This is a genomic window from Agrobacterium vitis, assembly GCF_013337045.2.
Taxonomy (GTDB): domain Bacteria; phylum Pseudomonadota; class Alphaproteobacteria; order Rhizobiales; family Rhizobiaceae; genus Allorhizobium; species Allorhizobium vitis_B.
This window is the reverse complement of sequence record NZ_CP118259.1, coordinates 905,747-931,460: the sequence shown is the minus strand read 5'-3', so window position 1 is coordinate 931,460 and position 25,714 is coordinate 905,747. Positions and strand designations below refer to the sequence as shown.

The following is a 25,714-nucleotide window of genomic DNA, read 5'->3' as shown; positions in this document are numbered from 1 at the left end:
ACCTTGATGGGCCAACAACGGTCGTAACCAACCGTGAATGCAACTATAGATAAATATTTCCTCCAATCATGTTCCTTACGTTACAGTTGAATCCTGATTTTTCGCAATCATGACTGGCACTCTGTGGTATTCCTCTCAACGGACATTTTCAGACCATGCCATTTCAGCCTTATATTCCTATCGTCAGCAATTTGCGGTCTCATGAACCCTTTGCCTTGCTTGATCCAAAAGTCCTGGCAGAGCATGAACGGGCATTTCGCATTCGGAAATACTTAAATGGACAGACAATATTCCAGGCGGGGGATGCCTGTCATGCCGTCGGCATCATTCTCTCCGGCGGCGTACACCTGTCCTTCCAGTCAATCTCGGGCCATGAGGTGATCTTCAGAGAGTTGCGTGCTGGCGAGATGATTGGCGACAGTGAATTGGCCCTGGGTAGCACCTATGGCACGAGCGCCACGGCAACTGAGGAAACTCGCCTGGTGGAAATTGAAGGCGCAACCTTCACCAAGCTGGCACAGCTGCCACCGGTCGCGCATTTCTGGCTACACAGTAATGCCCGAAAACTTCAGGCCGCCTTGCAATTTGCCGAGGGCCTGGCACTGCAATCCCTGGAAACCCGTCTGGCGCGCGTTCTGCTGGAACTGGCAGACCGCCATGGCCGCACCACCCCTGCTGGCACACTGATTGACAGAGTGATACCCCAGCACCTGCTAGGGCAATTGATCAACGCCAGTCGCCCCAAGGTCAATATTCAATTGCAGATCTGGAAATCGCGGGAGGTCATTCAGATGCAACAGCACCGTATTCTGATCGTCAAGCCGGAGCTTTTGCGGAGCAAGGCGGGATGGTCAATCGTCGCACCCCAGCGGCGGTGAGGCAAGACGGAATGCAAGGCGTCCTATGCGACGTCTCCTCGTCTGAACGATTTTCTACCCCGCCGAGGAGGAGTTCAGAGAAGCATGGCCGCCGCCACGACGGCCATGCTTGTCCAGCCTATTTGCAGCCGCCCTTCACGTAGGCGATCATATCCGTCGTGTCATCCGTGAAGACCGGACCTCGGACATAGTCGCTTGTCCCCGAGGCGACGACGCTTACCGCCTTGAAGGACCCTGAATCTCCGATGAACCAAGCCCCACCGCTTGCACCGCCACCAGACATTGGATGAGGTCTCGCTTCGAAAGAGGTTCCTGCCTGAGCAAGGATTGTCGCGCCTTCCCGATACATATAGTTGCCATCCTCCAGTCGACCTGGATAGCCAGTAATGGTCACGGCGGCATTCACTTTTGCAGTGCCGAGATCATAGCGACCAACTGCGCTAGCCGTCTTTGTGCGCATGACGGAATAGTCATATTGGGATTTTTTCGCGCTTGGATCCTCGCCCGCGACCTTCGTCCATTCGGTCAGCACCGCGGCCTGATCGATGTCGTAGCGGGTCCCGCCGCCGCCATTATAACCTTGCATGAAGCGGATGTTGGTTGCCTCCTTACCTCCATACCACAGACTGTGCGCGGCGCCGATGACGATATTGTCTTGCGCAACGAACTGGGCGCTTGCTTTGTAGTCCTTGCCTCCACGAGTGTAGAAGAGCTTACCGCCAAATTTGTAAGGCGCTTCATTGATGGGAGCACGCTCGGCATCGCCAAGCGCCTGTGGCGACGCGGAGCCAGAGCCTTTCTGGTCCGAGGGCAGTTCCAGCGGCTCGGATATGGCTTTGTGCATCCGCTCCTCCGTCCAATAATCGGCGGGTGCCACTGCCAACTCTTTGGTATTCAGCCCCCAGCAAGTGACTTTATCATTGGCAAGCAGTGGCGCTGGCATGGCGGTCATGGCGCCCGCAAGGGCAAGCATCAGGTGTCGGAATGAAGGGCTCATTAAGTTCTCCTTTGTAAACGAGGGACACGCCGCACAGTTGCAGCGCAAGAAGAACGTTAGTCCTGCCTTTGGTCTTTGGCTGTTCCGGCGGGGACAACCGCTCTGCCTTCCCATCGTCGCCCTCTTGCTTTCCCAGCCATCATCCGCCAAAACGCCAGCCATGATTACCATCAATGACGTCTCCGCCCGTATTGCAGGCCGCCTGCTGATTGACCACGCCAGCATTTCGCTGCCAACAGGCACGAAAGCGGGTCTTGTCGGCCGCAATGGTGCCGGTAAATCCACCCTGTTTCGGGTGATCACCGGCGACCTGGGAGCTGAAAGCGGCTCGGTCTCCATCCCCAAGAATGCCAAGATTGGTCAGGTGGCGCAGGAAGCCCCCGGCACCGAGGACAGCCTGATCGAAATCGTGCTGGCTGCCGACAAGGAGCGCACCGCGCTGATGGCGGAGGCCGAGACGGCCACCGACCCGAACCGGATCGCCGACATCCAGATGCGGCTGGTGGATATCGATGCCCATTCGGCGGAAGCGCGCGCCTCCAGCATTCTTGCCGGTCTCGGCTTTAACCAGGAAGCGCAGTTGCGCCCGGCCTCGGCCTTTTCCGGCGGCTGGCGGATGCGCGTGGCGCTGGCCTCGGTGCTGTTTGCCGAGCCGGACCTGCTGCTGCTGGACGAACCGACCAACTATCTCGACCTTGAAGGCACGCTGTGGCTGGAAGACTATATCCGCCGCTATCCGCACACCGTCATCATCATCAGCCATGACCGCGACCTGCTCAACAACGCGGTCAATGCCATCGTCCATCTCGACCAGAAAAAGCTGACCTTCTATCGCGGCGGCTATGACCAGTTCGAACGCCAGAAGGCCGAGAACGACGAACTGCAGATGAAGTCGAAGGCCAAGAGCGATGCGGCACGCAAGCATCTTCAGGCCTTCATCGACCGGTTCAAGGCCAAGGCCTCCAAGGCCAAACAGGCCCAGAGCCGTGTGAAAGCGCTGGAGCGCATGGGCACGGTTTCAGCGGTTATTGAAGACCACGTCCAGCCGATCACCTTCCCGGAGCCGGAAAAGCAGCCAGCATCGCCGATCATCGCCATCAATGGCGGTGCCGTTGGCTATGTGCCGGGGCAGCCGATCCTGAAAAACCTCAACCTACGCATCGATGCGGATGACCGCATCGCGCTGCTGGGATCGAACGGCAACGGTAAGTCTACATTCGCCAAATTCATTTCCGGTCGTCTGCCGCCGGAAAGTGGCGACCTGCGGCTGGCGCCGAGCCTGAAGATCGGCTTCTTCGCCCAGCATCAGTTGGACGATCTGGTGCCGGAGGATACGCCAGTGGAACATGTGCGCCGGCTGATGCCACAAGCACCGGAAGCCAAGGTACGCGCCCGCGTCGCCCAGATGGGGCTGGCCACCGAAAAGATGGCGACCGCCGCCAAGGATTTGTCCGGTGGCGAAAAGGCCCGGTTGCTGATGGGCCTTGCCGCCTTTCACGCCCCCAACCTGCTGATCCTCGATGAGCCGACCAACCATCTCGACATCGACAGCCGCCGCGCGCTGATCGAGGCGCTGAACGATTATGACGGCGCGGTTATCCTGATCTCCCATGATCGCCACCTGATCGAGGCGACGGTGGACCGGCTCTGGCTGGTCAATAACGGCACCGTCACCACATTCGAAGGGGACATGGAAGAATACCGCGACCTGATTGTCTCCTCAGGTAAAAAAAAAGAAGAAAAAATTGACGTAACCGTCGAAGCCGGGAAAAAAGCCGACCAGCGCAAGGCCAATGCCGAAAAACGGGCCGCGCTGGCGCCTCTGAAGAAAAAGATCAACGAAATCGAGTTGCTGACCAAGAAACTGGAGACAGTGATTCAAGGTCTTGATGCAGAACTTGCAGATCCGGTTCTCTATGAAAAGCATCCGGCCAAGGCGGCGGAAAAGGTCAAGCAGCGCGGCGAGGCTGCCGCAAAATTGAGCGCTGCCGAAGAGCAATGGCTGGAGCTTTCAACCGAATATGAAGAGGCGATGGCGGGTTAGTCCGTCTTTTTGATCGTAATCTATCAGAATGCTTGGAAGCCATCGATGCTATAGCGGCCATCGAAATCGCCGACAGATGCGCAAAATAAAAAAACAACTTTAAATTTTAAATACTAACTATAGCGAGCAATGCACAATTCCGATACTCAACGATCGGATAAAAGATAAATTCCGGAAACCCGCCTTTCTATTATTATTTTTGCAACGCAAACAAAAGCCATTCGACTGAATGCAGCAAAGCAACTCTCTAAACCCCTGAATCTTTTAGGATAAGACAATAAACCCCTAAAATATCAGGGTTAATTATCTATTAGAGATATTTTAAATATTAGACAACATCATCCTCGGCAAGGACGGGCCAGCAAGAAACATGCCGGTTTTATGTCCCTACGTCGGCTGTCAACGCTCGCCCCAGCGTGAATGTCGCGTCATATCTGCCAGCAGGTTCAACCACTCTACAGCTTTTATATATCCATTCCACCGCGGCGCTGTTCCAGCACGTGTCACATGATGAAACTCCAAGCCTCCGCGCAATGAATTGTGCGGAATGGTGCAAGCACGCTGTCGGACAAAGATGATCTTTGCCATCGGCTCGATTGGAACAGATCAATGCATCTGAATTTCTCGCTCAAGACATCGCTGGCCAGCGCGTTTAGTGGCCTGATGTTGCTCCTTCTCCTCCAGGGCTGCTTTGCCCTATCGTCCATGTCCGGCGTGTTTGACAATGTCGAGGGATTGGCGAAGGACGCCGTTCCGTCGGTCGATATTACCAATCGCCTCAACATTTCGCTTGCCAATCTGCGTGGCCTTGAAATGCGCCATATTCTGAGCACGACACCCCAGGCCATCCGCGAGGCCGACGACGCACTGAAGACTGAAATGCAGAAGCTGGACAAGCGGATGAAAACCTATGAAACGCTGATCTCGCTACCTGAAGAGCGCAAGGCCTATGATGCCTTCAAGCTGGCCATGGCGTCTTATGTCACGCTGCACAATCAGATGGTGGCCTATTCGTCCAAAGGTGAAAAGGACAAGGCTGCGGCATTGCTGACCGGAGACATGGTCCGTGCCTATAACGCTATGGACGAACAGGCCGATATCTTCCGGGACGCCAATGTCGATGCGGCCAACCGGATGTATGAGAATGCCGCCGCGGCCTTCCGGCTCTCGCTGCTGCTCAATGGACTGGTGCTGGCGCTGGGAGCGGCGGCCGGAATTGGCGCGATGGTTTTCGTCTTCAAGGGTGTGTCCAACCCCATCGAACGGCTGACCCGGTCCATGCGTCGCCTGGCCGACGGTAATCTTCAAACCGAAGTGCTCTATCTGGAGCGTGGCAACGAGATCGGCGACATGGCCCGGGCGCTCGAAATCTTCAAGCAGAACGGCCTGCGTGTGCAGATGATGAATGCCCAGGAATTGCATATGCGGCAGAAGTCCGATGAATTGCGCGACAGTATCGGCGAAGTGGTCGCTGCCGCCGTCGTCGGCGACTTCAGCCAGCGGATCACCCGGGATTTCGATTTCGAAGATCTGAACGCCTTTGCCTCATCCATGAATAAACTGGTGCAGTCGATCGATACCGGCCTTGGCGAGACCCGCCGCATCGTCGCCGCCCTCTCGGATGGCGACCTCACCGACACGATGCGCGGCCAGTTCCATGGCGCGTTTGCCGAGTTGCAGCAGAATGTCAACGGGACGATGTCCGCATTGCGGGGCATTGTCGGCGAAGTGCGCTCCTCCATCGACATGATCAATTCCGGCTCCGGCGAATTGCGGTTTGCCTCGGACGACCTGGCCAAGCGCACCGAGCAACAGGCAGCCACCCTTGAGGAAACCTCCTCCGCCTTGGAAGAAATCACCACGGCGGTGCATTCCTCCAATGATCGCGCCCAGCAGACCAGCCGCATGGTGGATGAAGCCCGCCGCAGCACCGAGCAGTCGGCCTCCGTCGTCCATGACGCCGTCTCGGCCATGGGCCGGATCGAGCAGGCCTCCGGCGAGATCGGCAAGATCATCAATGTCATCGACGAGATCGCCTTCCAGACCAACCTGCTTGCCCTGAATGCCGGCGTCGAGGCGGCACGTGCCGGTGAAGCCGGCAAGGGCTTTGCGGTCGTTGCCCAGGAAGTACGCGAATTGGCACAACGCTCGGCAGGTGCTGCCAAGGACATCAAATCGCTGATCACCAAATCGGGCGAGGAAGTCAATGCAGGCGTGCGGCTCGTCACCGCCACCGGCGATGCGCTTTCCAAGATCCGCGATCATGTGGTGGATATCAACGCGCAGGTGCATCAGATCGCCAATGCCGCCAAGGAACAGTCCTTCAAGCTGCAAGAGGTCAATTCCGCCGTCAGCCAGATGGACCAAGTCACCCAACGCAATGCCGCCATGGTGGAAGAAACCACTGCGAGCACCAACCAGCTGGCCGATGACGCCCAGAACCTCGCCCGGCTGATCTCGCATTTCAAGCTGGAAGCTGGCGGGGCACGCCAAAGACAGAAACGTCAGGCGGCCTGAGCCAGAAACGCTTGCGTCCCAAAAATCGCATTGACGCGGGAAACCGCGTCAATGTCTCGTTTATCTTATCGGGAAAACCGGGGTCCACTTTTATCTGGCAAACTCAAGCCTTCTTTTCCCATCGGCCTTGGTTGTTCTGTTGCCAATAGGTCAGCGCGTGGCCCTCGCCCTTCAGCCGTTTCCATTCGCTTCTTGCCGTTTCCAACTCGCCCTGATCATGGCCGTCGAACACGAAGACGATCCGGTCATAGACAAGCGGCAGGTCCGGCACCGCGCCATCGATATAAAAGCGCACCGTCGCCCCATTCGGATTGTCTGAGGACAGGCAGAGAAGAATCGGTTGTGCCTCCGCCTGCTCGCCGGTGCTGATGCCATGCGCCAGAAAACTGTCGTCGCGAAAGGTCCATAAATGCTGATCCAGCCGGTCACACCGCTCCGGATCGCGCATTTCCACACCAACCTTCCAGCCGCGCTCGACGCTTTTTTCCAAAAGCGCCGGAAGCGCATCCTCCAGCCGGGTCTCGGTCAGGTGATAGAACAATACCTCGGTCAAGGCCGGGCTATCCCTTACGCTTCATAGGCATCACGCACCAACTGGTCGAGCAGGCGAACACCAAAGCCCGACGCCCAGGACTGATTGATCTCGTCCTTCGGCGAGGCCATTGCCGTACCGGCAATGTCGAGATGCGCCCAGGGCGTGTCGCCAACAAAGCGCTTCAGGAACTGCGCCGCCGTGATTGCGCCGCCATGCCGGCCACCGGTATTTTTCATATCGGCGAACTTGCTGTCGATCAGCTTGTCGTAATCCTTGCCGAGCGGCATGCGCCACAGACGCTCATTGGTGGAAAGACCGGCCTTCAACAGATTGTCCGCCAGCGCATCGTCATTGGAAAACAGCCCGGCATGCAGATTGGCCAGCGCCACCAGGATGGCGCCGGTCAGCGTCGCCAGATTGATCATCAAGGCAGGCTTGAAACGGTCGTTGCAATACCACAGCGCGTCGCACAGCACGAGACGGCCTTCGGCATCCGTATTAATCACTTCGATGGTCTGGCCGGACATCGAGGTGACGATATCGCCGGGGCGCTGCGCATTACCGTCAGGCATGTTTTCAACAAGGCCGAGAATGCCGACCGCGTTGACCTTGGCCTTGCGGGCCGCCAGCGTGTGCATCAACCCGATAACGGCTGCAGCACCGCCCATGTCACCCTTCATATCTTCCATACCGCCCGCAGGCTTGATGGAAATGCCGCCGGTGTCGAACACCACGCCCTTGCCGATAAAGGCAATGGGCTGTCCACCCGGCGAGCCGCCCTTCCACTGCATGACAGCAAGGCGCGGCGGACGGACCGAGCCCTGGGCCACACCCAGAAGCGCACCCATGCCAAGGCTGGCCATTTCGGTTTCGGTGAGAATTTCCACCTCGACGCCTAGCGCTTCCAGCGCCTTGGCGCGGTCGGCAAATTCCACCGGCCCCAGCACATTGGCCGGCAAGTTGACGAGGTTGCGCGCCAGAAGAACACCATCGACAACTGCCCGGCCCTCAGCTGCAAACAACCGTTCCGCAGCGTCGGCCACAGCAGTTACCAGGGTGATCTGGACGGCGGACGGGGCCTTGTCGTCATCGTCTTTCTTCTTCGTCTTGTAGTCGTCGAAGGAATAGGCGCGCAGCAGCATGCCGATGGCAAAATCCCGCACGGCCTGCGCCGTCACGGCCAGCCCATCCGCATCGAGAAAGATTGTTACTGTCTCCGAGCCTTTCAGATTGGCAGCAGCCGCACCGCCCAGACGCAGCCAGTCATGATCGACGAGGTCGGCGGCCTTACCAGCCCCGATGACGATCAGCCGATCCGCCGGCGAACCGGTTGGCGCGATAATGTCGAGAACCGACATGGCCTTGGCCTTGAACTTAGCCGTTGCGGCAGCCTTCACGAAAATTCCGGACGGATCGACCGTGGCCGCCCCGGCTGGCAAGGAGGCCTCGGCCTCCTTCAGGCTGAGAACCAGACCCGTCTCGATTAAGGCGGATGGGGCAAAGGAAATTTCCAGTTTCATGGACATGGCTTACTCCGGCACTGCATGTTTTATCGCGATTGTCACGATTTGCTCTGGGCGCCGATCATGTCGGTTTTACGCATGATTGCAACAGGGCTCGCCCCCTTGTCCTCACTCCCGATCAAAGAAGCGCTTTGCCAACGCCGCCCCTGTCGACGTCGATCACAATTCCACATGCCCGATAGACCCTAATTTGGCCGCTTCAGACCCATGAGCAGAGTAAAGATTTGTAATGCGTGGCCTGCCCGCAACTGGTCTTTGTCTTATAACATCTATAAGCATTAGCTATGATGCAAATCAGCACCGGGGCGAGCCAGAACCGGGGCAAGCCCGAGTTGTGACGAGCCTCAAGAGTTTGACGATGAAGACCAGTGCCCGCAAACCCCAACTGACCGTCACGGATATCTTTGGACGGCACTGTCGTATTCCCAATCTCACCAGGGCCTCCTTTACCACCGCCGCCTTGCTATCCACCGTCTGGGTGATGCTGCTGGTGGTGTTCTATTCAGCCCCCGGCTTCGATATCGCGGTGTCGGAATTGTTCTTTCGCGCCGGCAATTGCACGGCGCATGAGGCAAACACGATCTGCGGCGGCTTTCCCATTGCGCGCGAGCCAGTCCTGAAGGCGATCAGGCAAATCCTGTTCTACATGCCGCATGTGGTTGGCGTCGGTGTGCTGGTAGCGCTGATCGTCAAGCTGTGTCAGCCGCGCGCCGCCTGGCAGCAGGAACAGATCGTCAAGCTGGTTCTGTCGCTGCTGGCAACGGCCATCGGCCCCTATCTGCTGGTCAATGTGTTTTTGAAGGACATGTCCGGTCGGCCACGCCCCAATCAGACCGTGTTTTTCGGCGGACCCTATGGGTTTGAACCGGCGGGCAATTTTGCCGGTGCCTGCGACCAGAACTGTTCCTTCATTTCCGGCGAAGCCGCCGGTGCAGGCTGGATCATCTGCATCGTTCCCCTGCTGCCAGCCACCTGGCGCCGTCGCATCGGCTGGCCGCTGGTCTTCGCGTCGTTTGCCTCGCCCCTGCTGCGGCTAGCCTTCGGAGCACATTACCTGTCCGACGTGGTTCTGGGCTGGCTATCTTCCCCTGTTATCTTTGCCATCGTCTTTGCGGTGGCAAACGGGTGCGGGCTTTTGCGGGCCAGAAACCAGCCCCATCTTTAAATCAGGCACGTAAATCCGCCTGTTGCCGAGAAGCATCATTAAAAAGTCCTGCACAGGTGATTGAAGCATCGGCTCTTGTGTTTTGCCCTGACGATGGGCAAATAGGCGCTATTGGCAGGATCCGGCATGAAGCTTCTTGAGTCCTATATATTGCGGCGTGTCGCGCAGATGTTCCTGACGGCACTTCTGCCCGTGCTGGCGATCATCTGGACAACGCAGGTGCTGGCACGCATCAATCTCGTGACCGATACCGGGCAGTCGATCGGCTCCTTCGCCACACTGGCAACGTTGATCCTTCCCACCATCATTCCCATCGTTATGCCATTCGCGCTGGTTATTGGCATTACCCAAAGCCTGACGGCGATGAACAACGATTCCGAGCTGGCCGTCATCGACGCCGCTGGTGCATCTCGCGCGGTCATTCTGCGACCGATCCTGCTGTTTGCGCTGGCCATCAGCGTCATAACGCTTGTTATCACCAATGAAGTGCAGCCAAAGGTGAAAGTGGCGGCGCGTCAGATGATCGCCAATGCCTATGCTGACCTTCTATCGACGGTGATCGAGGAAAAAACCTTCCGCAAGGTGGAAGATGGTCTCTATGTGCAGATTTCGCAGCGGCTGGCCGGACGCGTGCTGAAGGGCCTGTTCGTTGCCGATTACCGTGACCCGGCCTATTCGCTGATCTATTATGCCCGCGAAGGCGCGGTGGATGAGACGGGGACCGCCCTGATCATGCATGACGGCGAGGTCCAGCGCAAAGCACCGGGTGGTACGGTTTCAATCGTTCGCTTTGATTCCTATGCCTTCGACCTGTCCGACCTGACGGAAACCCGTGGCAAGGCAAAGATGCGGCCGAGCGACCGCAGCCTGGGCTTTCTGCTCAATCCAGATACAAATGACGACGATTACAAGGATCACCCGGGCGAATACCGGGCGGAACTGCACAAGCGCATGACCGAATGGCTCCTGCCGTTTGCCTTCGCGCTGATTTCGCTGGCCATCGCTGGCGATGCGCGCTCCCACCGAGAGGCACGGCTGCATCCCATGGTCTCGGCATTGACCCTTGCGCTTATCCTGCGCTGGTTGACATTCTATGCCGCCAACAAGTCCGAATCGAATGCCGCCTTCATCGTGTTGATGTATGCGACACCGCTCGCCAGCGCGGCGATTGCCACCCTGATGCTCATGCGACAGAAGAAATCGCAATTGCCAGAACCCTTGCGTCGTATGATCGACACGACACGGTTGGCCTTTCAGCGGCGCTTTTCTTCCAATAGCGCGAACGGCCGGGACAATGGAGGCAGCGTATGATGCTCAACACGCTCAGCCGCTATTTTCTCAAGCGCTATGCGATCACCGTGTTCTGGTTCGTGGTCGGCGTCGCCGCGATCATTTTCCTGATCGACTTCAGTGAGGTCAGCGGCCGGTTCTCCGACAACGAACAATCCTCGCTGTTCGGCGTCTTCCTGCTGACGCTGATGCGCCTGCCGCTGCTGCTCCAGCAAACCGTACCCTTCATCGCACTGTTTTCCGGGATGGTGACCCTGATCACCCTGAACAGGCGCTCGGAATTGGTGATTGCGCGTGCCGCAGGCATTTCGGTCTGGCAGTTCATGTTCCCCTTCCTGCTGGGCGCTTTCCTGCTCGGCTGCGCCACATCCCTGCTGATCAATCCGCTTGCCGCGCTCGGCCAGAAACAGGCCGCGACACTGGAAGCCGAATACAGCGACCCCGGCAAAGCCAGCAACAACAAGAACTCCGTGCCGTGGATGCGCCAGATCACCGGCAAGGAAGACACGATCATCGGCGCGACCTCGGTTCTGGAAGACGGTACGTTGCTGATGCAGGCGGTGTTCATCCACTTCGACGGCCAGGGTCGAATCACCTCCCGTCAGGATGCACGCACAGCGAAGTTGCAAGATGGTTACTGGTTGCTTAAGGATGTCGTAGAGACCAAGCCGAACGAACCACCCAAGCGGGAGGCTTCGGCACAAGTTAGCACCAATTTGAAACAGGAATTTGTACAGGAGCGTCTCGCACAGCCGGATACTGTTGCTTTTTATGAACTTTCTCAGAAAATCGCAGTTGCCAAATCCTACGGCGTCTCAACGAAGAATCTGGAAACGCAGTTTCATACGCTGCTGTCCACTCCCTTCCTTTTCGTTGCGATGACTCTGATTGCTGCAACTGTTTCTCTCAAATTCAGCCGGTTCAACCAGTCACGTTCCGTGATTCTGGGTGGAATCATTTCGGGCTTCGTGCTTTATGTGGCGACAGTGCTCGTGAAGGCGTTCGGAAGCAGTGGCGTTGTGCCTCCGTTCGTTGCGACCTGGGTTCCTGTCATCGTTGCGACAGCGCTCGGGGCGACGATCCTGCTTCATCAGGAGGATGGTTAGTGGCGGCAATTGACCGCGGAAATATAAAACGGCTTTTCACAGCCCTGCTGGCAGGCGTCGCCTTTGGTGCGACCCTCGTTCCTGTGCCTTTTGCTTATGCACAGTCTGCCTCCAGCAATGGTTTGGTGTCACCGAAAATTCCCGCCGATGCGAAGCTCATGCTCGCAGCGAATGAAATGACATATGATAAGGACGCCCAGAAGGTGACTGCGGTCGGCGGCGTCCAGATAAATTACGCCGGCTACCAGATGGTATCCAAGCGCGTCGAATACGACCAGAAGACCGGTCGGATGATGGCCTATGGCAATATCGAACTGATAGAGCCTGATGGTAACCGCATCTATGCCGACAAGATGGACGTCACCGACGATTTCGCCAACGGCTTCGTCAACAGCCTGCGGGTGGAAACGACTGATAATACCCGCATTGCTGCCCAAAAGGGCGAGCGGGTCAATGGCGACCAGATGATCCTCTACAAGGGCGTCTACACTGCCTGCCTGCCGTGTGCAGAACAGGGACGTGCGCCTTTCTGGCAGATCAAGGCGGAACGGGTCATCCAGAATGGCAAGACCCATACAATCCGTCTCGAAAATGCACGCTTCCAGCTGTTCGGCAAGTCGATTGCTCTGATCCCGTCAATCGAGGTTCCCGACAATACCGTCAAGCGTAAGTCGGGCTTCCTGTTTCCTGAATTCAGCACGACTCAGAAACTCGGGTTTGGGGTCATTGTTCCCTATTACTGGGCGATTTCCCCGCAGACCGATGCCACGATCAAGCTGGGCGGCTTTACCAGCCAGGGCGTGCTGATCGATACCGAAGTGCGCCATCAGTTCGAGGATGGATTGGCGACGCTGCGCTTTGCTGGCATCAACCAGTTGAATCCGGGCAAGTTCGACAGCGGCACCACGGATGCCGAGAAGGACTTCCGCGGCATGGTCGGCTCGACCGGCAAATTCGATATCAATCCCCGCTGGAGCTTCGGCTGGGACGTGATGCTGGAGAGCGACAACAATTTCTCACGCACCTACGACCTGGAAGGTTTCAACCAGAAAACCCATACCAATCAGGTCTATCTGACCGGGTTGGGGGATCGTAATTCTTTTGACATGCGCGCCTATTACTTCGACATCCAGGATGCCGACAGTAAGGATGTCGCCGAGCGCAAGCAGCCGATTGTCACCCCGACCATCGACTACAGCTATTATGCGCCGGAACCGTTCATGGGCGGCGAATTGTCGGCAACCGTCAATTTCACGGCCCTGACGCGCTATAACAGCGATATTCTCAACCTGAACAATGGCAACCAGCGTTTCAGCGGACTGAAGGGCAATACGACCCGCCTGACCGGTGAAATGGAATGGAAGCGCACCTTCGATACACCGCAGGGCGTATTGCTGACACCTATCCTTGCCGCACGTGGCGATGCCTTTGGCAATAACATGGATGCGCCGGGCTCCAGCTATTCCGGCAATTACAACGACACAACAGGCGTAACCCGTTCGATGGTAACGGCCGGGCTTGAAGTTCGCTATCCGTGGCTGCTCAGCGCTCCGGGCAGCACGCATGTGATCGAGCCAATTGCCCAGGTCTTCGTGCGGCCTGACGAGCAACAGGCCGGCAGGCTGACGAATGAAGATGCGCAAAGCTTCGTCTTCGACGCCAGCAACCTGTTTGAGCGCGACAAGTTCTCCGGCTATGACCGGGTTGAAGGCGGCACGCGTGCCAATGTCGGCCTGCGCTATACCGGCTCGTTCGACAGCGGCTATACGATGCGCAGTATCTTCGGGCAGTCCTACCAACTGGCCGGCAAGAACTCCTTCGCCTCCTCGGATCTGGTCTATGCTGGCAACGAATCGGGCCTGGAAACCGCAGTATCCGATTATGTCGGCATGGTCGGACTGGACACGCCCTACGGCATTTCCACCTCGGTCAATGCACGGTTCGATGAAAAGACCTTTGAGGTCGAACGGACGGATTCGGCTATCGGTTATCACAACGACCGACTGCAAACGAATTTCATTTACACTCAGATCGCGGCACAGCCTAATTACGGCTATGATTACGACCGCGAAGAGATACAAAATGCCAGCTCGGTCAAGGTCGGTGATTTCTGGTCGGTGTTCGGTTCGATTACCTGGGATGTGAAGAAGGACAATATCAACCGCTATGGCATCGGCGTGTCCTATGCCGACGATTGCACGATCTTCTCCATCGTCTACAAGAACAAGGACGACGACGAATCCGCCAATGACTGGTCCATCGGCGCCCGCCTGACATTCCGCACGTTGGGCGATGTCAAAGTAGGCGATACCGACGTCACCGGATTCAATTGATCTGTCTCGCCTTTTAAAAGGCCCGCTGTTTTCCCTGGAAAGCAGCGGGCCGCATTCCTATTCATCCAAAATATCAATAGCATCATGCGGAGACTTGAACATGCACGACGCTGTTGGTTTTTATTTCCCCATCGGATTTTTCAAAATCCGGTTCCCGCTTTTCGGCCAGATGCCATAGAACAGATGAATTTTTATAAGAAACGCTGCCGCACCCTTGGTTGAAGCGCCGTTTCTTCTGGAAAAGCCATTGTTTCGCCGCAGGGTTTGTGCAATCGATCCTGCAATAAAGCATTTTCTGCAAAGGTGCGGTGCGGCTTTGTGGTGGAAATGCCTGGAAGTAAAAAGGGGGCATTCTGCGCTTCACTTGGAAGCGGGAATTCTCCAATATGCTGTGCCCGCTGCATAATTCTTTGAATCAATGCTGATTTAAGAAATTATGCTGCAGAGTTTACCAGGAAAAAAACATGCGTGTTTTTAACGGTAGACCCTGAACACGATAATTCAGAGGGTGCCGCGCGCCATTGGATCGCTGCGGCATGGGAAAAGGACAGGTGATGACCTTGAGCAATAAAACTTTGCGCGCCGCTGTTGTTGCAACGGTGGCTTTGGTTTGCGTGACAGGCTTTGCGCCAGCAACGATCACTCCAGCTCTGGCCGATACCGGCGTGGCTGTCGTCGTCAATAAAACCGCGATTACCAATACCGATTTGGCGCGGCGGATTGCCTTCCTCAAACTTCGCCACGAGACCGGTGACGTCGCTAAAAAGGCCCGTCAGGAATTGATCGACGAGCAGCTGAAACGCCAGGAAATCGCCCGGGTTGGAATGTCCGTCAGCACCATGGATGTCGACCAGGCTTTTGGACGGTTCGCCGCTTCCAACAAACTGTCTACACAGCAGATGGGCCAGATCCTCGACAAGGCAGGCGTCGGCGTTGAGCACTTCAAAGCCTATATTGCCGTGCAGATGAGCTGGCCGCGACTGGTGAACGCACGCTATGCGTCCCGCTCGAAGATGAGCAATCAGGACATGGTTACCCGTCTGCTTGAAAACAAGCAAAAGCCAGTGACGACGGAATACACCCTGAAACAGGTTATTTTCGTGGTTCCCGTTGCCAAACGCGCCACCTTGACCGCCAAGCGCAAGGCAGAGGCCGAAGCCTCCCGCGCCAAATTTCCCGGCTGCGACCAGGCCATGGATTTTGCTAAAAACTATCTCGACGTATCGATTCGCGACCTCGGTCGGGTGATGAAGCCTGAATTGCCTGACGACTGGAAGCCTTTGATCGAGGGCGCCAACGGCACCACCACGGGCACGCGCGTCACCGAACGCGGAATTGAATATCTGGCGATCTGCAATCAAAAACAGGTCTCCGACGATCTGGCCGCCGAAGCGGTTTTCAAGGCCGAGGATATCGGCAAGGAAGACAAATCCAAGGGCGATCCGAACTCCGAAAAATACCTGACCGAACTGCGCTCCAAGGCCCAGATCATCAATCGTTGAGCATCATCATGTCGGATACCAGCCAGCGCCTTCCCCTCGCCTTGACCCAAGGCGATCCAGCGGGGATCGGCCCGGATATCGCCTTGGTGGCATGGACGAAGCGCAAGGCGCTCGACCTGCCACCATTCCTGTTTCTGGGCGATCCAGCCGTGCTGAAAAGCCGTGCCAGACTGCTGGGGCTGGATATTGCCTTTAAGGAAACCGGGGCAGAGGATGCGGCAGAGGTTTTCGAAACCGCGTTTCCGGTTCTGCCGATCCCTGTTGGTATCGATGTCGTGGCTGGCGAGCCGCATGTTGCAACCGCACGCTCAACCATCGCCGCCATCGAGATGGCTGTCGATCTGTGCCTGAAAGGCCAGGCTGGCGCGGTCGTGACCAATCCCGTCGCCAAATCCGTGCTCTATGAGGGCGGATTTGGGTTTCCCGGTCATACCGAGTTTCTGGCTGCTCTTGCCGAAAAGGCCACGGGCCGTCCGGTCATGCCTGTCATGATGCTGGCCGGAGCGCAATTGCGGGCAATCCCAGTCACCATCCACATACCGCTAAACGCGGTGGCGCCAGCGCTGAGCGAAGAGCTGATCATTCGCACCTGCCGGATCACCCATGCCGACCTGCGCGACAAATTTGGTATTGCCGAGCCTAGGCTCGCCGTTGCGGGGCTCAATCCGCATGCTGGCGAAGGCGGCGCGATGGGCCGCGAAGACGACGAGATCATCGCACCGGCCCTGAAGATCCTGCGCGCGGAAGGGATCGACGCCTTCGGGCCGCTGCCTGCCGACACCATGTTTCATGAGGAAGCGCGCAGCCGCTACGACGTCGCCGTCTGCATGTATCACGATCAGGCGTTGATACCGGTGAAGACCCTGGACTTCGACGGTTCGGTCAATGTCACGCTCGGCCTGCCCTTCGTGCGGACCTCGCCCGACCATGGCACTGCTTTCGGCCTCGCTGGCCAAGGCATTGCCCGCGAAAACAGCCTGGTCGCGGCGCTGCGCCTGGCGGTCGATATCAGCCGCAAGGCTGCCCTCGCCCACGCATTGGCTGTCTGATGGCCGCTCTGGACGGATTGCCGCCGCTGCGCGACGTTATCCAGCGCCACGGGCTGGATGCGAAAAAAGCGCTCGGCCAGAATTTTCTTCTGGATCTGAACATCACCCAGAAGGTTGCCCGCACCGCTGGTGACTTGACGAATGCGACGGTGTTCGAGGTCGGTCCAGGCCCAGGCGGCCTGACGCGGGCCTTACTGGCGCTGGGTGCCAAGAAGGTCATCGCCGTAGAGCGTGACAACCGCTGCCTCCCGGCGCTTGCCGAGATTTCCGACCATTATCCGGGCCGCTTCGAGGTGATCGAGGGTGATGCGCTGAAGACTGACTTCGAGGCCATGGCCCCGGATGGTCCGGTGAAAATCGTAGCCAACCTGCCCTATAATGTCGGCACGCAATTGCTGATCAACTGGCTGATGCCACGCCAATGGCCGCCCTTCTGGGATTCGTTGACGCTTATGTTCCAGAAGGAAGTCGGCCAGCGGATCGTGGCTGAGGCTGACGACGACCATTATGGCCGTCTCGGTGTACTCTGCGGCTGGCGGACTGAGGCCCATATGGCGTTCGACCTGTCGCCACAGGCCTTTACACCACCGCCGAAAGTAACGTCCACAGTGGTGCATCTAACGCCGCGTCTTGCCCCGATCCCCTGTGAGATCGCCAAGCTGGAAAGACTGACCCAGGCCGCCTTTGGTCAGCGGCGCAAGATGCTGCGTGCCAGCCTGAAACCTCTGGGCGGAGAAGCGCTTCTGAACCGCGCCGAGATCGATCCATCGCGCCGGGCCGAAACCCTGTCGGTCGAGGAATTCTGCCGGATTGCCAATCTGCTGTAGCCACTACTCAATCAAGCAAGCGCACCGATCACGCCTTCGGGACACGCAGGGTAAACAGAGCGACCCGGCCTTGGCGGCGGACGTCCACATCCTGAAAATGCGCACTGAGGGTCTCCACAAGGCCCTCCTGCGTGTCGTGGCGATTGCCGAAAACACCCTTGGCGTTGTAGACCGCCATCAATCGTCGGCCATAGTGGTTATGACCGGCGCTATCGCCGAGGATCGTCGCCCCGTAAATCACCCCGCCGGGTTCCAGATAGGGAGACAGATGGGCGATGGAAGCTGACTTTTCCGCCATGCTGCCCGGTAGGCAGTGATAGAGGTAAAACAGCGAAATTGACGAAAACCGGCAGTCCGACGGCAGCGGCTGCGGTCGCATCACGTCGCCGACATAGGTCTTGCAGGAGCGGCCCAAAGACCGGGCCAAGCGCGCTTCCGCCGCCTTCAGGCTGTTCGGATTGAGGTCGAGCAGGCTGACCTTCTGATGGGGGCCGATCCCCGCCTCCGCAAGGTAATAGCCCGTGCCAACACCGACATCGAGGTGATTGTCGCTGAGATGCGCCTTGAAGAACGGGAGCAGCACCTTGCGGGTCGGGCATGTCCAAGCGAAGCGGTTGGAAAAACCGAGCACGACGAGATCATAAAGCTTCAGGGTCAGCGGCGAATAGATCGCCGCACCCGAGCTGCTATCGAGACCATTCTCTGCCATTGGCATCTCTCTCCTCATGCCACCAGGAACAGGCTATTTGGTTCGGACCCTCCAGTCCTGAACCTATGTTAAAGCTTTGGCTCTTCCGTAATCAGGTTATTGACGAAATCGAACAGACCCGGGCGGCGGTCGCGGCGCAGGCGCTCGGCCTTGACGATTGACTGCACAGCATCGAAGGCCGAATTCAGGTCGTCGTTGACGATGACATAGTCATATTCCCGCCAATGCTCGATCTCGGAGCGGGAATTGGCGAGCCGGGTCTGGATCACCTCTTCAGAATCCTCGGCGCGGCGGTGCAGGCGAGATTGCAGCTCGGTCATGGTCGGCGGCAGGATGAAGACTGAGACGACATCGGCGGCCATTTTCTCCTGCAATTGCTGGGCCCCCTGCCAGTCGATGTCGAACAGCATGTCGCGTCCCTCCGACATCGCCACCTCGACCGGCTCGCGCGGTGTACCGTAGAAATTGCCATGCACTTCCGCCCATTCCAGCAGCGCGTCCGAAGCTTTAAGCCGCTCGAATTCGCGCTGCGAAATGAAATGGTAATGCACGCCCTCGATTTCACTCGGACGGCGCTGGCGCGTGGTGACGCTGACCGACATGCCGATCTGCTTGTCGATATCCATCAGCGTGCGCGAAATGGTCGATTTACCCGCCCCCGAGGGTGAGGAAATCACCAGCATCAGGCCGCGCCTGGGAATAGTGGCGTTTTTGGACGCTGCGATGGACATGTTTCACTCCAGATTTTGGACCTGCTCGCGGAACTGGTCGATGACGACCTTCAATTCAATCCCAGCCGCGGTAACCGCGGCGGAATTGGACTTGGAGCAGATGGTATTCGATTCGCGATTAAATTCCTGCGCCAGAAAATCAAGCTTGCGCCCGACCGGTCCGCCAGCGCGCAGCAGCGTGCGGGCGGCAGCCACATGCGCCTTCAGCCGGTCGATCTCCTCACGCAGATCGGCCTTGGTGGCCATCAAGGCTGCCTCGGCATAGAGCCTGTCCTTGTCCAGAACAGGTGCGGACGCCAGCAATGCGCTGATCTGCGTGGCAAGACGTCGAGCGATTTCGTCCGGGCTGCGGGATGAATCCGCCTCGATGACCAAGGCCAGCCGTTCAATTTCATCGATATGTGCGAGCAGGACGGCCTGCAAGGCAAGGCCCTCGTGTGAGCGCATCTCAGCAAGTGCGGCGACGGCAGTTTCCAGTTCGCCCAGCAGCATTTGCCGCCGTGCGGCCAGCTGGGTGCCGTCCTCCTGCGCCTCGCGCAGATCGACAAGGCCACGGATGGACAGAAGCGTATCGAGCGACAACGGTTCGGCAGAGACGATGCCCGGACCCAATTGAGTACGCAGCGCCAGAACAGCATCGAGGGCATCGCGGTTGACTACCGCTTCCATGCGGTTGTCACTGGCCGTCAGGCTCAGACCAACCTGCACATTGCCGCGAGACAGGTGCAAGCCAACGGCGGCCTTGACCTCGGCTTCCATGTCTTCCAGGCATGGCGGCAGGCGAAGCCGCACATCCAGCCCCTTGCCATTGACCGAACGCAGCTCCCAGGCAAAACGATAGCGGCCGATCTGACCTTCATTGCGGGCGAACCCGGTCATCGATTGCAATGTCATCGTGTGTCTTCCATCGCCGCCCTGTTTGACCGCTCATCCGGCCAGCTGCGTCATGTTATTTTTTCTTCGCCGGTTTCGGAGCCTGGTCAGGGTCCGCCTCGGGCTGGCCATCGACGGCCTGGCCAGGATCTACACCCCGGTCCGCCTCCAGCTTGCGCCAGCGCCTGACATTGGCATTATGCTCATCGAGGGTCGATGCAAAGACGTGACCGCCGGTGCCATCCGCGACGAAATACAGATCGGAGGTGCGCCAGGGATTGGCAACCGCCTCCAGCGCCGCGCGGCCAGGATTGGCAATCGGTCCCGGCGGCAGGCCCTTGATCACATAGGTATTATACGGCGTCTGCTTCTGCAGATCCGACTGGTAGATCGGCCGGTCGGCAGGCTTACCGTCACCGCCGAACAACCCGTAGACGATGGTCGGGTCCGATTGCAGCCGCATGCCCTTCTGCAGCCGGTTGAGGAACACCGAAGCCACATGGGCGCGCTCATCATCCTTGCCGGTTTCCTTCTCGACAATGGAAGCCAGAACCACGAATTGCTCTTTGGTCTTCAAGGACAGGTCGGGAGAGCGATTGGCCCAGATCTGATCGACAAGACGTTTCTGTCCGTCGAGCATCTGATCGACGACTTCCTGCCGCTTGGTTCCCCGGGTGAATTTATAGGTATCCGGGCGCAGGCTTCCCTCCGGCGGCAGCGCCTTGGGTAGATCGCCTTCCAGCGTCTCGTCCTTGGCCAGCCTGTCGAACATCTGCTTGACCGTCAGCCCCTCCGGCAGCGTCACCGAATAGAGAATGGATTTACCCGACCGCAGCAGTTCGAGAATATCCTTCATCGAGGCGCCAGCCTTGATCTCGTATTCGCCAGCCTTCAACGTATCGCCGTCATGCAGATAGGTCGATGTCATGTAACGGAAAATCCGCGCATCGGAAATCATGCCATTGCGCTCAAGGCTGGTGGCGATTTCGGACACGCCCGCGCCGTTGCGAACCAGAAAATTGGCATTGGTGGAGAGCGGACCCGGGTCCTGAAACGCCGAGACCACGTAATAGAAGGCAGCAACGGCGGCAATGCAGGCAAAGACCAGCAAGGTCATCACGAAATTCAGGAACACCACCACCTGGCTTCGCGCCCGCCGGGAACGACGCGGGGGTTGCGGCACGCGCTCTGGCCTCAGGGCTTCCGAGGGCGATTTGGGGATGAAAGGCCCTTTCGCCTGGTTTTGATTTTGGGGCTGCTGTTCGCCACCATTGCTGGAACGGTTGGCTTCCTGGTCGACGCGATCGCTCACCGGCACTCCTCTTCTGTTCGGTCATGGTGCTTTTGGGCAAGCATTACGGCAAAAGCGGGTTCCGGACACGTGTCTTCCGGCGTTGTTGCGACGGCAGGGTTTGAAAACAGACCTTCAAGCCCATCCCCTGCCCTTACCAAGGGACAGGATCGACCCGGCAGAGTGTCATACTCTACCCCTGCCCTTCAGAAAAGGCAGGGGATCTATTTTTCCGACTGGTCGGGATTGAGAGCATGACCAAAGCCTTGATCACAGGAGCGCAAGCAGTTCCGGGTTATTGCTCCCGAGGCTGCCGTTAGTCTTCTCGGGAAAACCGGTCTCCGCTTTTCCTAAGGCAAGTCTAGCCTTCGAAGCGGCGCAGCACCAGCGATGCATTGGTGCCGCCGAACCCAAAGGAATTCGACAGGGCCACACGCACATCGCGCTTACGGGCCTTATGCGGCACCAGGTCGATGGCACTGTCCACATCCGGCGTATCGAGGTTCAGCGTCGGTGGAACGATACCATCCCGAATGGCAAGCGCCGAGAAGATAGCTTCGACTGCACCGGCGGCCCCCAGAAGATGCCCGATCGCCGATTTGGTCGAGGACATCGAAATCTTCGAAGCGGACGCGCCGACCAGCCGCTCGACAGCGCCAAGCTCAATGGTATCGGCCATGGTCGATGTGCCATGGGCGTTGATATAGTCGATATCGGCAGCCGTCATGCCAGCGCGCTTCAGTGCCATGGTCATGCAGCGGAATGCACCGTCGCCATCTTCCGCAGGCGCGGTGATGTGGAAGGCGTCGCCGGACAGGCCGTAGCCTACCACTTCGGCATAGATCTTGGCGCCGCGCGCCTTGGCATGTTCCAATTCCTCAAGCACCACGATCCCGGCGCCCTCGCCCATCACGAAACCATCGCGGTCTCTGTCATAGGGGCGCGAGGCCTTTTGCGGATCGTCGTTATGTTGGGTGGACAAGGCCTTGCAGGCCGCAAAGCCAGCCAGCGAAATCCGGCTGATCGGCGATTCGGCACCACCGGCCACCATGACGTCGGCATCGCCGAAAGCGATGAAGCGGCTGGCATCGCCGATGGCATGGGCACCCGTCGAACAGGCGGTGACCACCGAATGGTTTGGACCACGCAGCTTGTGGCGGATCGAAACATGACCGGCGGCCAGATTGATCAGACGGCCAGGAATGAAGAAGGGAGAAATGCGGCGCGGACCCTTGTCGCGCAGCGTATAGCCGGCTTCGACAATGCCTTCGATGCCGCCGATGCCCGAGCCGATCAGCACGCCGGTGGCGATCTGGTCCTCATCGGTCTGGGGTTTCCAGTCGGCATCGGCCAATGCCATTTCAGCAGCGGCCATCGCATAGACGATAAAGGGATCGACCTTGCGCTGTTCCTTCGGCTCCATCCAGTCATCGGCATTGAAGGTGCCGTCTGTACCGTCGCCAAAAGGAAGGCGGCACGCGATCTTGGCCGGAAGATCCTCGACCTCGAATTCGGTTACCTTGCGGGCAGCGTTCTGGCCGGCAAGAAGCCGCGTCCAGGTGACGTCCGTACCGCAGCCAAGAGGAGATACCATGCCGGTACCGGTGATAACGACACGTCTCATTCGCCCGTTCACCCCACTCAAACAATCAAATGCTAACGCATGCCCCCTCAATCCGCCTCGATTGAAGGTGAAAACATGCAACGGATTAGAGATTTCCAGCCCGATTGCCCGTCATCCAGGATGAGGTACGACTGTGAAACCTGAAAACAACGTCAAAACAAACAGGACCGCAGGTGCATGTGTTTTGCTTGCAGGTCCTTTGAAGGGGGCGGACAGGAGCCCGCCCCTCTCAGGAAGATCAAGGATCAAGCCTGAGCCTTTTCGATGAACTTGACAGCATCGCCAACCGTGAGGATGGAGTCAGCTGCATCGTCGGGGATCTCGACGCCGAATTCTTCTTCGAACGCCATGACCAGTTCGACCGTGTCGAGCGAGTCTGCACCGAGATCGTCGATGAAGCTTGCGCCTTCAACGACCTTGTCGGCTTCAACGCCCAGATGGTCAATAACAATTTTCTTTACGCGTTCTGCGATATCGCTCATGTCGGTTTCCTCGACCTCTAATATAAAAGGGAATGCCGTGATGACGTTCCCACCCTGTTTTGCGCCCGCGGGTCCGAAGACGTCGCCGGCATTTGCGTTGAACCCGCTCTGCACACGTTCGTTCCGTGCTCACGGTCAGGCGCAAGACCTTCCATTTCGTGGCCATTTTCTGGCCATTTCCGGGACGACTGCTCACAGTCCCCGCCCGATTAACATGGTTTAAGTCTGCCGGAAAGCCCGAAAATCGATGCCCTCTGGTTGTTCCCAGACCAATTAAGCGGGTTTTGGCTTGTCTTCAGATCATTGCCATGCCGCCATTCACATGCAGTGTCTGGCCGGTGACATAGCTTGCTTCCGAAGAGGCCAGGTAGAGAACGGCAGACGCGATTTCGGCTCCCGTTCCCATGCGTTTCATGGGGATTGCCCCCATGATGGTGTCTTTCTGCTTATCGTTCAGCTTGCCGGTCATGGCACTTTCGATAAAGCCAGGCGCAATACAATTGACCGTAACGTTGCGCGCGGCAATTTCCTGGGCCAGCGACTTGGAAAAGCCGATCATGCCAGCCTTGGAAGCACAGTAATTGGCCTGCCCTGGATTGCCGGTCACGCCGACAATCGAGGTGATGTTGATGATCCGGCCATAGCGGCGGCGCATCATCGGATGGGTCAGTTCCCGCGTCAGGCGGAATGTCGAGGTCAGGTTGACCTCCAGCACGCTGTCCCAATCGGCATCCGACATGCGCACGAACAGGCCGTCCTTGGTGATGCCGGCATTGTTGACGAGAATGTCGACGCCTTCCAGTTCGGCTTCGGCCTTTTCGCCCAGCGCCTTCACTTCATCGCGGTCGGCGAGATTGGCAGGGAAAATCTTCACACGCTCGCCGAGATCGGTGGCCAGCGCCTCCAGCTTTTCGACGCGGGTGCCATGCAGACCGACGATTGCGCCTTGCGCATGCAGCATGCGGGCGATTTCCTCGCCGATGCCGCCGGTTGCGCCGGTTACCAGGGCCTTGCGGCCGGTCAAATCGAACATGTTCAATCCTCGTTGCTTGAAACCCGGTTCCGCCCTGCGAAACGCCAGTCTCATGTTAGAAACTTCTGCATTGTGCATTCAAAATGCTACCGGCCCCGCCAGGCCGCAAACCAGATGGCTTAAGACATCAACGCGGTCAGGGCCGCTTCGATATCGGCCGGTGAACCGACCGCCGTGCCGGTGATATTCTTGTCGATGCGCCGCACCAGGCCGCTCAGCACCTTGCCAGCACCAATCTCATAGAGAACCGAGACGGCATTGTGGCTGAACCACTCCACCGTTTCACGCCAGCGCACCTGACCGGTCACCTGCTCCACCAACAGGCGGCGGATCTCGTTCGTGTCGTTTACCGGAACGGCGACGACATTGGCGATCAACGGCACGACAGGCGCCTTCATCTCGACCGACGCCAAAGCCTGGGCCATGGCATCGGCTGCCGGGCCCATCAGTGCCGAATGGAATGGTGCCGACACCGGCAGCATAATGGCACGCTTGGCGCCTTTTTCCGTTGCAAGCACTGATGCCTTTTCCACGGCAACCTTCGCACCGGAAATCACCAGCTGACCGCCACCATTGTCATTGGCGATCTGCACCGGACCATCGCTGCTGGCCTCCTTGCAGACCTTTTCGACGTCGCCGTGCTCAAGGCCGAGGATTGCCGCCATGGCGCCAGCCCCAACCGGAACTGCGGCCTGCATGGCATTGCCACGAATGCGCAGCAGGCGAGCGGTATCGGCAAGGCTGAACGTACCGGCGGCACAGAGCGCCGAATATTCACCAAGCGAGTGGCCCGCGACATAGGACACTTTGCCCGCCAGCGAAAAACCACGCGCTTCCATGACCCGCAGCACCGCGATAGACACCGCCATCAGCGCCGGCTGGGCATTGGCCGTCAAGGTCAAATCCTCGGCGGACCCGTTCCACATCACGTCCGACAGTTTCTGGCCGAGTGCATCGTCCACTTCGTCAAAAACCGTGCGGGCTTCCGGAAAAGCCTCAGCCAGATCCTTGCCCATTCCGACGACCTGGCTGCCCTGGCCCGGAAATGTAAATGCGACACCCATGCGGTACTCCCTGCTAATTTCCTTCTCCAATTCACAAACTATCCTGGAGAGTCAACCCTTCGAGGCCGTATCGACGCCTCAACCCCGGTGAAGTCACAGGCTTTGGAGGTGCATTGGCGGGTCTTGCGGATCGGAAAATTC

22 protein-coding genes are annotated in these 25,714 nt (G+C 58.1%); 10 read left to right on the top strand and 12 right to left on the bottom strand.

From position 1 onward, the window contains the following. Positions 1–155: 155 nt before the first annotated feature. Positions 156–878 (top strand): Crp/Fnr family transcriptional regulator, encoded by a 723-nt coding sequence (locus G6L01_RS04305; RefSeq protein WP_070167369.1) that lies wholly within the window; start codon positions 156–158, stop codon positions 876–878. Between the two features lie 118 nt (positions 879–996). Here G6L01_RS04305 and G6L01_RS04300 read toward each other — a convergent pair whose 3' ends face one another. Continuing rightward, positions 997–1,875, bottom strand: coding sequence for a hypothetical protein (locus G6L01_RS04300; RefSeq protein WP_139190323.1), 879 nt, complete (start codon positions 1,873–1,875; stop codon positions 997–999). 160 nt (positions 1,876–2,035) lie between these two features. On the opposite strand from G6L01_RS04300, the gene G6L01_RS04295 reads away from it, so the two are divergent. Together G6L01_RS04295 and G6L01_RS04290 are read left to right on the top strand one after the other, a co-directional pair. Further along, positions 2,036–3,919, top strand: coding sequence for an ABC-F family ATP-binding cassette domain-containing protein (locus G6L01_RS04295; protein WP_070167371.1), 1,884 nt, complete (start codon positions 2,036–2,038; stop codon positions 3,917–3,919). 609 nt (positions 3,920–4,528) lie between these two features. After that, a complete protein-coding gene (locus G6L01_RS04290) occupies positions 4,529–6,436 on the top strand; it encodes a HAMP domain-containing methyl-accepting chemotaxis protein (protein ID WP_070167372.1) in 1,908 nt (635 codons plus the stop codon). Between the two features lie 103 nt (positions 6,437–6,539). On the opposite strand, the gene G6L01_RS04285 is transcribed toward G6L01_RS04290, so the two are convergent. Then, the gene (locus G6L01_RS04285) at positions 6,540–6,989 is read right to left on the bottom strand and encodes a DNA polymerase III subunit chi (protein ID WP_070167373.1); all 450 of its coding nucleotides are present in this window, start codon (positions 6,987–6,989) and stop codon (positions 6,540–6,542) included. Between the two features lie 14 nt (positions 6,990–7,003). Continuing rightward, positions 7,004–8,497 carry a leucyl aminopeptidase gene (locus G6L01_RS04280; protein WP_070167374.1) on the bottom strand — a complete coding sequence of 498 codons (1,494 nt, stop codon included), beginning with the start codon at positions 8,495–8,497 and terminating at the stop codon, positions 7,004–7,006. Positions 8,498–8,852: 355 nt separating this feature from the next. Here G6L01_RS04280 and G6L01_RS04275 point away from each other — a divergent pair, with 355 nt between their 5' ends. The 4 genes from G6L01_RS04275 to G6L01_RS04260 all read left to right on the top strand — a co-directional run bounded on the left by G6L01_RS04275 (position 8,853) and on the right by G6L01_RS04260 (position 14,388). Continuing rightward, the gene (locus tag G6L01_RS04275; protein WP_174089193.1) at positions 8,853–9,659 is read left to right on the top strand and encodes a phosphatase PAP2 family protein; all 807 of its coding nucleotides are present in this window, start codon (positions 8,853–8,855) and stop codon (positions 9,657–9,659) included. Positions 9,660–9,785: 126 nt separating this feature from the next. Beyond that, positions 9,786–10,970 carry an LPS export ABC transporter permease LptF gene (gene lptF / locus G6L01_RS04270; RefSeq protein ID WP_070167375.1) on the top strand — a complete coding sequence of 395 codons (1,185 nt, stop codon included), beginning with the start codon at positions 9,786–9,788 and terminating at the stop codon, positions 10,968–10,970. Further along, on the top strand, positions 10,967–12,055 hold the full coding sequence (gene lptG / locus G6L01_RS04265) for an LPS export ABC transporter permease LptG (RefSeq protein ID WP_070167376.1): 1,089 nt from the start codon (positions 10,967–10,969) through the stop codon (positions 12,053–12,055). The genes lptF and lptG overlap by 4 nt, the downstream gene beginning before the upstream one ends. After that, positions 12,055–14,388 carry an LPS-assembly protein LptD gene (locus tag G6L01_RS04260; RefSeq protein ID WP_070167377.1) on the top strand — a complete coding sequence of 778 codons (2,334 nt, stop codon included), beginning with the start codon at positions 12,055–12,057 and terminating at the stop codon, positions 14,386–14,388. Before lptG ends, G6L01_RS04260 begins: the two co-directional genes overlap by 1 nt. An 82-nt stretch (positions 14,389–14,470) precedes the next feature. Here G6L01_RS04260 and G6L01_RS04255 read toward each other — a convergent pair whose 3' ends face one another. After that, positions 14,471–14,740, bottom strand: a complete 270-nt coding sequence (locus G6L01_RS04255) for a hypothetical protein (RefSeq protein WP_070167378.1) — start codon at positions 14,738–14,740, stop codon at positions 14,471–14,473. Positions 14,741–14,942: 202 nt separating this feature from the next. On the opposite strand from G6L01_RS04255, the gene G6L01_RS04250 reads away from it, so the two are divergent. Genes G6L01_RS04250 through rsmA form a run of 3 tightly spaced genes read left to right on the top strand, consistent with a single transcriptional unit; the run spans position 14,943 to position 17,766 of the window. After that, the gene (locus tag G6L01_RS04250) at positions 14,943–15,890 is read left to right on the top strand and encodes a SurA N-terminal domain-containing protein (protein WP_070167379.1); all 948 of its coding nucleotides are present in this window, start codon (positions 14,943–14,945) and stop codon (positions 15,888–15,890) included. A gap of 8 nt (positions 15,891–15,898) precedes the next feature. Next, positions 15,899–16,939: a 4-hydroxythreonine-4-phosphate dehydrogenase PdxA gene (gene pdxA, locus G6L01_RS04245; protein ID WP_070167380.1), complete on the top strand. Its 1,041-nt coding sequence runs from the start codon at positions 15,899–15,901 to the stop codon at positions 16,937–16,939. Then, positions 16,939–17,766, top strand: a complete 828-nt coding sequence (rsmA, locus tag G6L01_RS04240) for a 16S rRNA (adenine(1518)-N(6)/adenine(1519)-N(6))-dimethyltransferase RsmA (protein WP_070167381.1) — start codon at positions 16,939–16,941, stop codon at positions 17,764–17,766. The genes pdxA and rsmA overlap by 1 nt, the downstream gene beginning before the upstream one ends. A gap of 28 nt (positions 17,767–17,794) precedes the next feature. On the opposite strand, the gene G6L01_RS04235 is transcribed toward rsmA, so the two are convergent. From G6L01_RS04235 to fabD, 8 genes are all read right to left on the bottom strand, one after another. After that, the gene (locus G6L01_RS04235) at positions 17,795–18,475 is read right to left on the bottom strand and encodes a class I SAM-dependent methyltransferase (protein WP_070167466.1); all 681 of its coding nucleotides are present in this window, start codon (positions 18,473–18,475) and stop codon (positions 17,795–17,797) included. Between the two features lie 68 nt (positions 18,476–18,543). Next, positions 18,544–19,206, bottom strand: coding sequence for a guanylate kinase (gene gmk / locus G6L01_RS04230; RefSeq protein ID WP_015915521.1), 663 nt, complete (start codon positions 19,204–19,206; stop codon positions 18,544–18,546). A gap of 3 nt (positions 19,207–19,209) precedes the next feature. Continuing rightward, positions 19,210–20,100, bottom strand: a complete 891-nt coding sequence (locus tag G6L01_RS04225; RefSeq protein WP_070167382.1) for a YicC/YloC family endoribonuclease — start codon at positions 20,098–20,100, stop codon at positions 19,210–19,212. 55 nt (positions 20,101–20,155) lie between these two features. Beyond that, a complete protein-coding gene (mltG, locus tag G6L01_RS04220; RefSeq protein ID WP_070167383.1) occupies positions 20,156–21,397 on the bottom strand; it encodes an endolytic transglycosylase MltG in 1,242 nt (413 codons plus the stop codon). Between the two features lie 334 nt (positions 21,398–21,731). Next, positions 21,732–22,994, bottom strand: coding sequence for a beta-ketoacyl-ACP synthase II (gene fabF, locus G6L01_RS04215; RefSeq protein ID WP_070167384.1), 1,263 nt, complete (start codon positions 22,992–22,994; stop codon positions 21,732–21,734). Between the two features lie 245 nt (positions 22,995–23,239). Beyond that, positions 23,240–23,476, bottom strand: a complete 237-nt coding sequence (locus tag G6L01_RS04210; protein WP_015915517.1) for an acyl carrier protein — start codon at positions 23,474–23,476, stop codon at positions 23,240–23,242. A 295-nt stretch (positions 23,477–23,771) separates the two neighbouring features. After that, positions 23,772–24,509 carry a 3-oxoacyl-[acyl-carrier-protein] reductase gene (gene fabG / locus G6L01_RS04205; RefSeq protein WP_070167467.1) on the bottom strand — a complete coding sequence of 246 codons (738 nt, stop codon included), beginning with the start codon at positions 24,507–24,509 and terminating at the stop codon, positions 23,772–23,774. A 119-nt stretch (positions 24,510–24,628) separates the two neighbouring features. Continuing rightward, on the bottom strand, positions 24,629–25,573 hold the full coding sequence (gene fabD, locus G6L01_RS04200; protein WP_070167385.1) for an ACP S-malonyltransferase: 945 nt from the start codon (positions 25,571–25,573) through the stop codon (positions 24,629–24,631). Positions 25,574–25,714: the final 141 nt, after the last annotated feature.